Source organism: Lysinibacillus sp. NPDC093692 (assembly GCF_050280125.1).
GTDB lineage: Bacteria > Bacillota > Bacilli > Bacillales_A > Planococcaceae > Lysinibacillus.
Window position 1 is genome coordinate 104801 of the sequence record NZ_JBNNUW010000007.1, and the last position, 12738, is coordinate 117538.

Annotated in this window: 13 protein-coding genes; all 13 read left to right on the top strand. The window is 36.5% G+C overall.

Going from position 1 to position 12738, the window contains the following annotated elements; genetic code table 11:
* Window positions 1-26: 26 nt before the first annotated feature.
* The 13 genes from hpaD (at window position 27) to ACQKN4_RS10010 (ending at window position 12678) form a co-directional block, all read left to right on the top strand.
* A complete protein-coding gene (hpaD, locus tag ACQKN4_RS09950) occupies window positions 27-1010 on the top strand; it encodes a 3,4-dihydroxyphenylacetate 2,3-dioxygenase (RefSeq protein ID WP_427483561.1) in 984 nt (327 codons plus the stop codon).
* 23 nt (window positions 1011-1033) lie between these two features.
* Window positions 1034-1507: a flavin reductase family protein gene (locus ACQKN4_RS09955; protein WP_079563523.1), complete on the top strand. Its 474-nt coding sequence runs from the start codon at window positions 1034-1036 to the stop codon at window positions 1505-1507.
* 21 nt (window positions 1508-1528) lie between these two features.
* On the top strand, window positions 1529-2425 hold the full coding sequence (locus tag ACQKN4_RS09960; RefSeq protein WP_427483562.1) for a cytidyltransferase: 897 nt from the start codon (window positions 1529-1531) through the stop codon (window positions 2423-2425).
* A gap of 28 nt (window positions 2426-2453) precedes the next feature.
* Entirely contained in the window at window positions 2454-3896 is a 1443-nt protein-coding gene (locus ACQKN4_RS09965) for an aldehyde dehydrogenase family protein (RefSeq protein WP_427483563.1), read from the top strand.
* Window positions 3897-3958: 62 nt separating this feature from the next.
* Window positions 3959-4312: a DUF485 domain-containing protein gene (locus ACQKN4_RS09970; protein ID WP_170939056.1), complete on the top strand. Its 354-nt coding sequence runs from the start codon at window positions 3959-3961 to the stop codon at window positions 4310-4312.
* 4 nt (window positions 4313-4316) lie between these two features.
* On the top strand, window positions 4317-5873 hold the full coding sequence (locus tag ACQKN4_RS09975; protein ID WP_427483564.1) for a solute symporter family protein: 1557 nt from the start codon (window positions 4317-4319) through the stop codon (window positions 5871-5873).
* A 53-nt stretch (window positions 5874-5926) separates the two neighbouring features.
* Window positions 5927-6685 carry a fumarylacetoacetate hydrolase family protein gene (locus ACQKN4_RS09980; RefSeq protein WP_427483565.1) on the top strand — a complete coding sequence of 253 codons (759 nt, stop codon included), beginning with the start codon at window positions 5927-5929 and terminating at the stop codon, window positions 6683-6685.
* 33 nt (window positions 6686-6718) lie between these two features.
* Window positions 6719-7507: a fumarylacetoacetate hydrolase family protein gene (locus ACQKN4_RS09985; RefSeq protein WP_427483566.1), complete on the top strand. Its 789-nt coding sequence runs from the start codon at window positions 6719-6721 to the stop codon at window positions 7505-7507.
* A gap of 14 nt (window positions 7508-7521) precedes the next feature.
* Window positions 7522-7908, top strand: a complete 387-nt coding sequence (locus ACQKN4_RS09990; RefSeq protein ID WP_427483567.1) for a 5-carboxymethyl-2-hydroxymuconate Delta-isomerase — start codon at window positions 7522-7524, stop codon at window positions 7906-7908.
* A gap of 394 nt (window positions 7909-8302) precedes the next feature.
* Window positions 8303-9796: an aldehyde dehydrogenase family protein gene (locus tag ACQKN4_RS09995; protein WP_427483568.1), complete on the top strand. Its 1494-nt coding sequence runs from the start codon at window positions 8303-8305 to the stop codon at window positions 9794-9796.
* A gap of 261 nt (window positions 9797-10057) precedes the next feature.
* Window positions 10058-10876, top strand: a complete 819-nt coding sequence (locus tag ACQKN4_RS10000) for a helix-turn-helix transcriptional regulator (protein ID WP_079563515.1) — start codon at window positions 10058-10060, stop codon at window positions 10874-10876.
* A gap of 421 nt (window positions 10877-11297) precedes the next feature.
* Window positions 11298-11861, top strand: coding sequence for an APC family permease (locus ACQKN4_RS10005; protein ID WP_427483569.1), 564 nt, complete (start codon window positions 11298-11300; stop codon window positions 11859-11861).
* Window positions 11815-12678, top strand: a complete 864-nt coding sequence (locus ACQKN4_RS10010; protein WP_427483570.1) for an APC family permease — start codon at window positions 11815-11817, stop codon at window positions 12676-12678. The genes ACQKN4_RS10005 and ACQKN4_RS10010 overlap by 47 nt, the downstream gene beginning before the upstream one ends.
* The last annotated feature ends 60 nt before the right edge of the window (window positions 12679-12738 follow it).

Consider the following 12738-nt stretch of genomic DNA (forward strand, 5'->3'; position numbering starts at 1 on the left):
TTAATCGATTAAGGGAGATGAGGAGTATGGATTTCAATATCATTCGTATTGCCAGAACTGTTATAAATGTGAAGGATTTAGACCGTTCAAAAGATTTTTATGTAAAAGCGCTCGGTATGATTGAAACGGAAACTAAGGACGACTGTGTTTATTTGAAAGGGCTTGAAGAACACACACACCACAGCTTGGTCCTTAAAAAGTCCGAGACGTTAGGGGTACACGCACTCGGTTACAAAGTAGAAAAAGAAGAAGATCTTGACCGTCTGGCTGAATTGTTTCAAGCAAAAGGCTTAAAAACAAAGTGGCTAAAGGAAGGTACTCAGCATGCTCTTGGGCGTGCACTGCATGTACATGATATTTCAGGAATGCCTCTTGAATTTTTCTGCAAGATTGAAAAAGCAGAGCGCTTACTTCAGCGCTACGATTTATACAGCGGTGCACGAATTCAGCGGATTGACCACGTAAACTGTGCTGTACCGGATGTAGAAAAAGCTTACAACTTCTTTATCAACGAGCTAGGCTTTGCATGTTCTGAATATACAACTATAGAAGATGGAAGTATCTGGGCTACGTGGCTCCATCGCAAACAGACCGTGCACGATCAAGCCTTTATGAACGGAGATGGTCCGCGTCTTCATCACTTTGCTTACTGGCTACCGGATCCACTTGCTCTAATTCATTGTTGCGATGTTTTAGCTTCTCTTGGTTATTCAGAGAACATTGAAAGAGGTCCAGCACGCCACGGTTTATCCAATGCGTTTTTCTTGTATTTAAGAGATCCAGATGGATATCGCATAGAGCTGTATAACGGAGATTACTTAACAAGTGACAATGACTTCGAGCCGATTCGATGGGATTTAAATGACCCACGTCGTCAAACATTATGGGGGGCAAAAGCACCGGACAGTTGGTTTAATGAAACATCTCCGTTTTTAGATATTGAAACGAATGAACAAATTCAATCAAAAGCACCAAACCTAGCACAGCGCAAACCAGAGCTTGTTATTTAAATAAAAGGAATGGAGGAATTTTAATGGATGATCGTACATTTCGAGATGCGATGGGTAAATTTGCAACGGGCGTAACAGTTATTACAACGGACATTGATGGAGAGCCACATGGCATGACAGCAAATGCCTTCATGTCAGTGTCGCTAAACCCAAAACTCGTACTAATATCAATTAAAGAAAATGCAAAAATGCTCGATAAAATTAACCGTTCCGGTAAATTTGCAGTAAATATTTTATCGGAAGACCAGCAAGAAATTTCCATGTTATTCGCCGGCCAGATCAAAGAAAAGCGAGAACCAGAATTTGACCGCCTAAACGAAATCTCGGTAGTAAAGGATGCACTAGCTAATATTGTATGCACTGTATATGGAAAGCAAGTAGCTGGTGACCATACACTGTTCCTTGGAGAAGTGGAAGAAATTGTTCTTCGTGAAGGAAACCCTCTGACATTCTTTGCAGGAAAATATGGCCAGATCACTGCACCGCAGTTAACTTAACATAAAAGGAGAGGGCAAACGATGGAGACAATTACTATTAAAAGTTCAATTGATAAATCAAAGTTCACTGAAATGGAAGCTTGTGTTTTGGCTCTTGGTTTTTTTGATGGCGTTCACATCGGCCATCAAAGAATTCTTGAAACAGCAAAACGAATTGCTGTGCAAAAACAATGCGCCTTTGGTGTTATGACGTTTTATCCGCACCCAAAAGATATACTCTTTCCTCATTTGGAGCCAATGACTTATTTAACTCCGCTTCCTTTGAAAGAAGATCGGTTTGAAAAGCTGGGTGTTGAGAAGTTATTTGTTGTTGAGTTTAGCCCTGAGTTTGCTCGTCTTTCTCCTAACGATTTTGTTGAACAATACATTATAGGACTTGGATGTATACATGCTGTAGCAGGCTTTGATTATCATTATGGCTATAAAGGACTCGGTAATATGAAAACGTTATCAGAGTATAATCCCGGAAGTTTGGAAGTAACGACTGTTCCAAAGATCCAACATGATGATGAAAAAATTAGTTCAACAGCAATCCGAAAATTGCTTGATGAAGGTCATGTGCAAAAGATTCCTATGTACCTTGGCGATTTTTATGAAATTAATGGAGAAGTAAATCAAAGTTCCCTTTTTTACAACAACCATCAGTTTCTTAAATTAATAGTAAAAAAGAGATACCGAATGCCTAAACCAGGTATTTACCATATTCAAGTTGAAATAGATGGTAATAATTATGATGGAACCTGCCACCAAATATCTATAAATGAGCAACACCCTTCATTATTAATACAATTAAAAGATTGTTCTGTATACCCATACAAGAAGCGGATTAAGGTAAAGTGGCTAGATTATAAATATGGCAAGCAGAATGAGTCCTACGGAATGAATGAATACATGAAAAAAGATGAGCTAGTGATCTAATGAATAGAAAGCTAGAAAGGAGTAGACTATGAATTTAAAAGTACAAGCAAGAAAGAAAAACTTATACATTGATGGTCAATGGCAAGAGGCCACTGAACATGCATCCCTAACATCTCCATACTCTGGAGATGTTATTGCATATATTCCTAAGGCTAATGAAAAAGAAGTGAATGAGGCAATCGAAGCTGCATGTCGTGCAAAAACAGTAATGGCGAAAATGCCAGCTCACGAACGTGCAGCTATTTTGGAACGTTTGGTAGGTTTGTTTGAGAAGCGTTTAGATGAAGCTGCAGAAATTATCGCTTTAGAGGCAGCTAAACCAATTGCTACTGCGATCGAAGAAGTGAAACGGACAATACAAACGTATAAGTTTGCAGCTGAAGAAGCAAAGCGAATTCATGGAGAAACAATTCCATTGGACGCTGCACCAGGTGGAGAAAAACGAGTTGCATATACGGTGCGAGAACCTATTGGGGTTATTGGAGCGATTACTCCATTTAATTTCCCGATGAATTTAGTTGCCCATAAAGTAGGTCCTGCCATTGCCGCAGGAAATACAATTGTATTAAAACCAGCATCTCAAACCCCACTATCTTCTTTCTTTTTAGCAGAGTTGTTACAGGAGGCTGGTTTACCTAATGGAGCTCTTAATGTGATTACTGGAAGCGGAAGAGTCGTGGGAGATAAAATCGTGACCGATGATAGAATTGCAGCTATTACATTTACGGGAAGCCCAGCTGTTGGAATTGGTATTCGAAACAAAGCAGGACTGAAGCGCGTGACATTAGAACTGGGTTCAAATGCTGCCGTTATTATTGATAAAGGGATCGATATAGATTCAATTATTAATCGTTGTGTGAAGGGAGCCTTTTCTTTCCAAGGTCAAGTATGTATATCATTACAACGAATTTATATTCATGAAAGTTTGTACGAAACATTTGTGCAAAAATTCGTTGAAGAAACTCAACAACTCAAGATTGGTGACCCTTTAGATCCACGTACGGATGTTTCAGCGCTTATTTCAAAAGAAGATGTGGGACGTACTTTAGATTGGATTCATGAAGCGAAACAACATGGAGCAGAAGTAGCAACCGGGGGAATCGCAAAAGGGAATATTCTATTGCCAACAGTATTATTAAATGCAGATTCTTCTTTAAAAGTTTCGTGTCAAGAAGTGTTTGCTCCAATTGTTATCATCAATAAAGTTCAAACAGTAGAGGAAGCAATTGAGCAAGTAAATGATTCGAGATATGGTCTCCAAGCGGGAATCTACACAGATAATGTTCATACAGCGTTAACAGCAGCTGAAAACCTTCATGTTGGAGGCGTAATGATTAATGATATTCCAACGTTTCGTGTAGATCACATGCCTTATGGAGGTGTGAAGGAAAGTGGAGTTGGAAGAGAAGGAATAAAATATGCTGTAGAGGAAATGACAGAGCTAAAACTAGTAGTTTTTAATAGAAATTAAAAATCGAAAAATTAGAAGCATTTAAGAACCCTATTAAATTATTAGGAAGAGGTGCTATCAATTTGGAGCTAGTAAAAGAACAGAGTAGTGTAAAACAAGACATCGAACAACAAGACAACAAACAAATAGATTATAACAAAATTTCCACTTCGGAGGATTTTAAACAACTACTTTTAAATAAGAAAAAGTTTATTATTTCATACACCATTTTTTATTTGGCATATTCTCTAGCTTTACCATTCCTAGCCTTGTTTACAACTATATTAAACGTCCAAGTAATAGGAGACATTACGTTAGCGTGGATTTACGGTATTTCAATTATCTTCATGTCATTTTGGGTATGCAGTGTTTATGTAAAGAAGTCTGCTGAATTTGACGAAAAAGTAAAGCAAATCATAGTAAAAGAGGGGCTGTAGACATATGGGATGGGATTTAATACTTCTTTTTGTACTTATGTCAATAGGGGTACTTTTCATTACGTACTATGCTTCCAAAAAAACAAAAACGGCGGGTTCATTCTATACAGCTGGAGGTGGTCTGACTGCTAGACAAAATGGGCTTGCTTTAGCTGGAGACTTTATGTCTGCATCTACCTTTTTGGGGTTAATTGGAGCCTTTTCTTTAACGGGATATGACGGATTTTTCCTTATGTACGGTGCCCTAGTTTCTTTTCTTGTCATTTTATTTTTAGTTGCAGAACCATTAAGGAATCTTGGGAAATATACGTTAGGTGATATGATTACTGCTCGATTTAAGTTTAAACAAGTACGAGGTGTAACAGCCTTCAATACAATAATCATCTCAGTTTTTTATATGCTTGCACAGCTTGTTGCTGCAGGAGCTTTATTCAAATTATTATTAGGCATTCCGTATAATACTTCAGTCCTTATTGTTGGTGTTGCTATGTTAGCTTTTGTTTTGTTTGGAGGAATGACCGCAACAAGCTGGGTTCAAATTATTAAAGCCGTTCTTTTAGTAGGTGGAACCTTTATTATGTTTGTAATGGTTATGTGGAAATTTAATTTTAATTTTATTGGCATTTTTACTGATATGAAAACAGCCACTCCTTTTGGAATTGATTTCTTAAATCCTGGTTTAAAATATAAAAATGGTTGGGATGCAGCTTCTTTAACTCTTGGGCTCATTCTTGGGACAGCGGGTCTACCCCATGTATTAGTTCGCTTTTTAACTGTACCTAATGCTCAGGTTGCCAGAAAGTCAGTTGTTTGGCTTATGTGGATCATGGGGCTATTCCATATTATGGTCATTTTCCTTGGGTTTGGAGCAGCAAAGCTAGTTGGAACTTCGAATATTATAGAGGCTAACCCAGCAGGGAATATGGCAGCGCCGTTATTAGCAAGGTATATTGGCGGAGATTTTATGTTTGCTTTCATTTCTGCGGTTTCTTTTGCTACGATTCTCGCAGTTGTCGCTGGAATTGTGGTTACGGGAGCAACAGCATTTTCCCATGACTTTTATAACGAAATTTTAAAAGACGGGAAGGCAACCGAAAAACAGCAAATGTTTATGGTACGTCTTGCATCGATTCTCATCACTGCTATCGCCATTTCCTTATCACTATTTCTTCAAAATTTCAATGTTGCCTTTGTAGCATCAATCGCTCTAACATTAGCAGCGAGTTCGAATTTACCAGTTATTTTATTAACTATTTTTTGGAGAAAATTCAACAAAACTGGAGCAATATTTGGGATGCTTATAGGATTAATTAGCACGATTGGTCTGGTCATGTTGAGTCCAAATGTTTGGAATCCAGAACCAGGTGTAGCTTTATTTACTGGTAATCCTATTTTCCCTCTTGCATCACCAGGAATTCTTTCTATACCGCTAGGTTTCTTAGGCTGCTATATTGGTACATTAATAGGGGCCCGCAAGTCAAAAAATGTAGAGGATAATTTTTCGGAAATTATCGTTAAGTCAAATATAGGTAATGATGTTAAAGGTGTAGTTAATCATTAGTGTTTAAGTAATCATCAGAAGAATTTACGAGTTTATGAGAGGAGTGAATTGTTATGAGTAAGGCAATTATTAAATTTAGTGAAACCCTTCACGCAAAAGAAGTGGAAGTAGATCCTCAAAGCAATACAATTATTCTCGGTGATAGAAATTTAACAGTAGAGCAGTCCTCTTTAGAGGCGCCGATTTCAGGTACAGTATATGGGGCTTTATTAAATTATAGTGGCGAGCTTAAAGCATTAGGTTCATCGTTAACGAACGAACCTTATAAACAACCTCCCAAAGCGCCTGTCTTATATATAAAACCGGTGAACACCATTACTGGATTTAAGTCTTCAATTCCATTACCCGAGGATACGTCTCATCTGCAAGTAGGTGCCTCATTAGGCATTGTCATTGGAAAAGATGCTACTCGTGTAACAGAAGAAAAAGCTTTAAATCATGTATTAGGATACACCATTGTAAATGATGTGAGTATTCCACATGAGAGTTTTTATCGACCAGCTATTAAGCAAAAAGCAAGAGATAACTTTTGCCCTGTAGGTCCATGGATTATTGAACGAGATGCAATCGTTGACCCTGATAAGTTGACAATTACTGTATTCGTTAACGATGAATTAAAACAAAAGAATACAACGGCTAATTTAATTCGTCCTGTATCGCAATTGATTTCTGAAATTTCTGAATTTATGACGCTGTATGAGGGAGATGTTTTACTGATTGGGGTACCTGAAAATCCTCCGCTTGTTAAAAAGGGAGATCGAGTACGAATTGAAATCGATGGAATCGGTTATTTGGAAAATACAGTTGAATGAGAATCTCATTGTTTTAAAAGGAGCGCGATTATTATGAAACATGCACGTGTAGTATTTCAGGATGTCGTTCATCACGCAATTGAAACAGATGACGGTCATCTTAAACTAGATAATGGACAAATTGTTTCTGAGGAGGAAGTGGTCTGGCTACCGCCTGTCCAACCTAGAACTGTTTTTGCTTTAGGACTAAATTATGCAGATCATGCAAAGGAACTTGCTTTTCAAGCACCAACTGAACCTTTAGTTTTTCTAAAAGGTCCTAATACTTTTATCGGTCATCGAGGTCAGACTTACCGACCGGATGAAGCTACCAATATGCATTACGAATGTGAACTTGCAGTTGTCATTGGGCGTTCCGGGACTAACATTAAACGAGAAGATGCATATGATTATGTAGCAGGATATACCGTTGCAAATGACTATGCCATCCGTGACTATTTAGAAAACTATTATCGTCCGAACTTAAAAGTAAAGAATAGAGATACTTGTACACCAATTGGTCCATGGCTAGTCGATGCACAAGATATTGAAGATCCTATGAATCTTACATTGCGTACTTATGTAAATGGAAAAGTTACGCAGGAAGGCACAACGAAAGATATGATTTTTAATATTCCTCAATTAATTGAGTATTTAAGTAGTTTTATGACATTAAATAAAAACGACATTATCCTTACTGGTACGCCTGAGGGCTTAGCTGATACAAAGGAAGGAGATGAAGTCATTACTGAAATTGAAGGAGTGGGACGACTAGTAAATACCATTATTAGTGAAAAACATTTCTTAAGAACTAAAAGTGATAACGCTATTTTTAGTCAGTGAAAGGGTGAAAATACATGCCGCATTTTATTGTTGAGTATACCGATAATATAAAGAAAGAAGCAGACATTCCGAATTTGCTTAAAAAAGTGAATGATATTTTGATTAGCCGTAGTAATCTTTTTCCGACTGGAGGAATTCGATCAAGAGCAGTAGAACTTCAAAATTACCGAGTAGCAGATGGAGCGGAAGATGATGCATTTGTTCATGCTATATTAAAAATTGGGGCGGGGAGATCGACTGAAAATAAGAAAGAAACTTGTGACGAACTATTCGAAGTAATCAAGGATCATTTTGCTGATTTATTTTCTAGACGATATCTGGCATTATCTATGGAATTGATTGAATTCAGTGAGGAAGGTACTTACAAGTATAACAATATTCATAAGCGTTTTAATAAGTAAGAAGGCTGAAAGTCAATCTGCGTTAAAGGTAATAGATTTAAATTTGGCTAAAAGAAGTTCTCTAGATTTTTAATCTAAGATCTTCATTACTGTTGTTTCATTGATTAAAAGGCTCATAGTCGACATTTTTCAGAGGGTATGAGCCATTATATCAAGACAACATTCAGGAGGATTCGTTAATGAAGGGAAAAAATGGGAAATACAATGTGGACAGGACTATAAAAAGAAAACAGAAGTTATATAAAAACCATTTGCTCAGAACTTTTGCTTAGGGTAAATAATTTAGTTTGTAAGAGTAGTTCCGCTTTTTACAATAAAAAAACAATTGATATCGCTTACAATTTAGGTTACATCGCGTTAAGTTTAGATTTTCATTTCAGAAAGGGGCCTTTAAATGATAAAGAATCAGGCTTTAGATGTGAACTGCATTGAATGGGCAAGTAAAATAAACAAAAGTTATATTGGAGGTCAATGGGTAGAGGGGGGGAGTAAAAGAATTTATTCAATAAAGGATCCGTATGATCAGTCAACTATTACATCTGTAGAATTAGCGAATATAGAGCAAATAAAAGACGCTTATCACAAAGCAAAAGCAGCACAAAAGGAATGGGCTAAATCTACTCCAGAACAAAGAAGAGAGGTTTTAACAAAAGCATTAGACTATTTAGAGAAAAATAAAGAGCATATTTTGGAATTAATTACACGAGAAACAGGTGGAACACTACTTAAAGCTCATATTGAGTTTGGCTTTGGGGTTAATGACATAAAAGATTCTATTAATATGGTTGATGAAATATACACACCCAAAAATTACGTATCTACTACGCCAGGAAAGGTTAATCGTGTATATCGATTACCTTTAGGTGTTATTACGTCCATCACGCCTTTTAACTTTCCATTTAACATGGCAACAAGAACAATTTTCCCTGCCATTGCTCTCGGGAACAGTGTTGTTCATAAACCAGATCTCCAAGTTGGAATAGTTGGTGGACAAGTTTTTGCAAAGGCTTTCGAAGAAGCAGGACTTCCAGCTGGAGTGTTTAATTCAATTTTAACTGATCTTCAAGAATCAGGAGATGAATTCCTGTTAAATACGAATTCTTCGTTTATCAGTTTTACAGGATCGACTGCAGTAGGAAAACATATTAATAAGGTAACAGGCGGAACATTAAAGCAAATGGCATTAGAACTTGGAGGCAATAATCCTTTAGTAGTTTTAAGAGATGCCAACGTTGAACAAGCAGTGAAAGTTGCCATCTTCGGGAAATTTCTGCATAGTGGCCAAATCTGTGCGATAACAAACCGAATTATTGTTAATAGAGATATTTATGATGAATTTGTTGCTAGATACGTAGAAAAAGTAAAGGGATTAACAGTAGGAGACCCCAAGGACCCTAACACAATTATTGGACCTGTTATAAATGAAAAACAAGCTGATAAAATTATGGATTTAGTTAATAAAGCAAAGGAAAGTGGATTAAAAGTTGCTATAGAAGGTGACCGTACAGGGAATGTTATTTCTCCATTTGTATTTGTTGACGTACCAAATGATTCAAGTCTTGCATCTTGTGAAATCTTCGGTCCTGTTGCACAAATTATTCCGGCTGAAAGTGATGAAGAGGCCATTCGTTTTGCTAATGACACGGAATATGGATTATCCTCTTCCATTATGACTAGTGACTTAGAAAGAGGGGAAAGATTAGCCCTTGAGATCGAATCTGGTACAACACATATAAATGATATGCCTGCAGTGCTAGAAGGAAATGTTCCATTTGGTGGAGTGAAACAAAGTGGAATTGGACGTTTTGGATATGAATGGATTGTAGAGGAGTTTACTGTTGCGAAATGGGTATCTGTACAGACGAGTAAATTAGATTATCCGTTTTAGGATTACAGTGAAATTCAAATTACAGATTTTCCGAACGAGCTACACCCTGCATGCGCTTTCTCGTTTCGGAAAATCTGTAAATAGAGAGCCAGAGAGTAGACGTAGATGAGGACCAACCGTTAATAATTGCGAAATAACTACTTACACTTACTTTCTGTAAGAAAAGTAGTAAATCGTTGATTTGGCTGTTACTTGATTAATCGAGGATATATTAAGTATCGATTTGTAAGCGCTTACTAATATGTGTTAAAGGGGGTATAAGTGATTAGTTCTTTAAATTCGAAAATAATTAGTTACTTGCCGTCTCAGCCTGACTTTGAATTTCAGACAGATTACTATATTGAACAAAAAGTTAGAATTAAACCAAACCAACCATCTATTCTGTTTTATCAATTTAAAATGGGAGGGGTAAGTAGTCAAATTTCTGTTATCCCGGATGGGTGTATCGATATTCTCATTAATTGTGATCAGCATTACGGTAATATTTGTGGAAGCGTTACTAAAAGTAGAGTGATTAACCTTCTCCCGAACAGTACATACTTTGGTATGCGTTTTCTGCCATGTCTAGATATTAAGAAAATAAAATTCGGTATAAAAGACCTTACAGATAAAGAAATTTCCTTAAATGAAATGTTTCCTGTAAATACGAATATTTTAGAAAGGGTAGTAACCGACGAAAGTTTTGTGGAGAGAGTCAATATATTCAATGAAATATTGGAAAACCAAATTTTTGAGATGGATAAATCAACAAAACTAATAAAACAAGCATTATATAATATATACGCGACAAGAGGTAATATTACCATAACTCAACTTGCAGAAGAAGTAGGATATTCAACTAGATATTTAAGAAAACAATTTGAAGACCATATTGGAATTTCCCCAAAATTATTTAGCCAAATAGTAAGATTTCAATCATCACTAAATATGCTTCTAAGGACAACCCACTTTACGTTAAATGATGTTATTTATGAGAATGGTTATTATGACCAAGCCCATTTGATTCATGAGTTTCGGAATTTTGGATGCATGACACCTTATCAATTAACTGGGCAAAAAAGTTGCCTGAAAACCAGCTAAATAATGTTTGTATTGCTAAAGCAATTACTTATTTAAGTAATTGCTTTTTACGTGCGCCTGGCATGAGCATATTGGAACAATTCATGAGTAAAAATTTAGAATGTTCCGGTTTTTACAATATTAAATGATCTTCATCTGATAATCTGTAATTAATATTAAGAATGCTTATTGTTCCTACTACAGTTCGTAGGAAAAAATGGCAATAAACAAAACGAAAGAGGGGGAGTCAGATGAATGACGAAATATCAACTGTTTATTAATGGTGATTGGGTTGAGGCTGTGTTAGGCAGAACGTTTGAGTCTATTAACCCCAGAACTGGAAATGTACAGTTAGACAAAGTATGCCTGAGTTGACTTGAATGAAAAGGTTTGAATATGGAGGATAACGCTTTGTATAAATAACAAAATTATAATAACGCCAATGGGGGTAGGGATTATAGAAACACAAAAATCAGTAGAGAACATTCAAATTTTATCAGATGGGCAAAGTCTAAAAAGAAGTTTAAAGATGCGTGATTTAGTTATTTTTGGTCTTGGCTTTATGGCACCAGTTGCAGCGATGTCAATGTTTGGAATTATCACTTTGGTATCTCAGGGCCATTCTGTCCTCTCATATGTTCTTGGTTTTGTTGCAATGTTATTTACGGCGTACAGTTTCGGTAAAATGGTTGAAGCTTACCCAGTTGCGGGCTCAACCTATACCTACGCCCATCAAGCGCTACACCCTAAAATAGGATTTATAGCTGGATGGGGAATGCTCCTTGATTATCTGTTGATACCCATGCTAACTTTTTTGATCAGTGCAAGTTTTGCAAACGCCCTTGTACCAAGTATTCCGGTTTGGGGTTGGGTTCTCATTTTCGCTATCCCAATCACGATTGTAAATATAATTGGAATTGATATAGCGACTAAGTTGAATTCAGTTTTAGTGCTCTTCGGTGATTGCCTTCGTTTTCAGCGCAAGTCACTTTATTATAACGGGTGAGTTATCTTTAATAAGCTATAAGGCAATTTATGATGGTGATTCATTTTCAATAGGAGCAGTTATTGGCGGGGCAGCTATTGTTATTGTCGCTTACCTAGGTTTTGATGCTATAACAACCTTAGCTGAAGAGACGAACGTAGCGGGGAATAAAATTGGTTTGGCCATTATGTTTACCTGTGTCATTCAAACGGTATTTTATGTTTCCGTCACTTATTTAGCAGTGATTCTTGTAGGAAATTATTTAACCATTGATAATCCCGACACAGCCTTCTTCAACATTTTAGAGACGATAGGGGGCGGGTTTCTTCAGACTTTTATTACATTTACGATTATCGCATCTGGAATTGCAAGCGCCTTAGCAAGCCAATCAGCTTCAAGTCGTCTGCTCTTGGGGATGGGACGTGACAATGTCATCCCTCAAAAATTTTTTAGCTATATCCATCCAAAGTATAAAACACCGATGAATAATATTTTATTAATGTCAATCATCGGAGTTATTGGTGCAGTATCTTTGGATTTGCAAATTGTCTCCGACTTAGTTGCATTTGGTGGATTATTAGGATTTGCTTTCGTGAATATTTGTGTAATTAATCATTATTATTTAAAAAATAAGCAAAAAAATATCGTTAAACATTTGATTGTTCCATTAATTGGGATGTCAGTTTGTCTTTATATTTTGTGGGGGCTTTCAACAGCTGGAAAAATAGTTGGATTTACTTGGATGGGAATTGGTGTTTGTTATTTCGCGATTCGATCCATGTATTCAAAAGAATCCAAGAAACTCTTAACAGATATAGAAGGGCAGAATATTAGTTAAATAAAATAACAATTTTTATACCTACTCAGAGCATTAGCTAAATGAATTAACAAAGGCTTT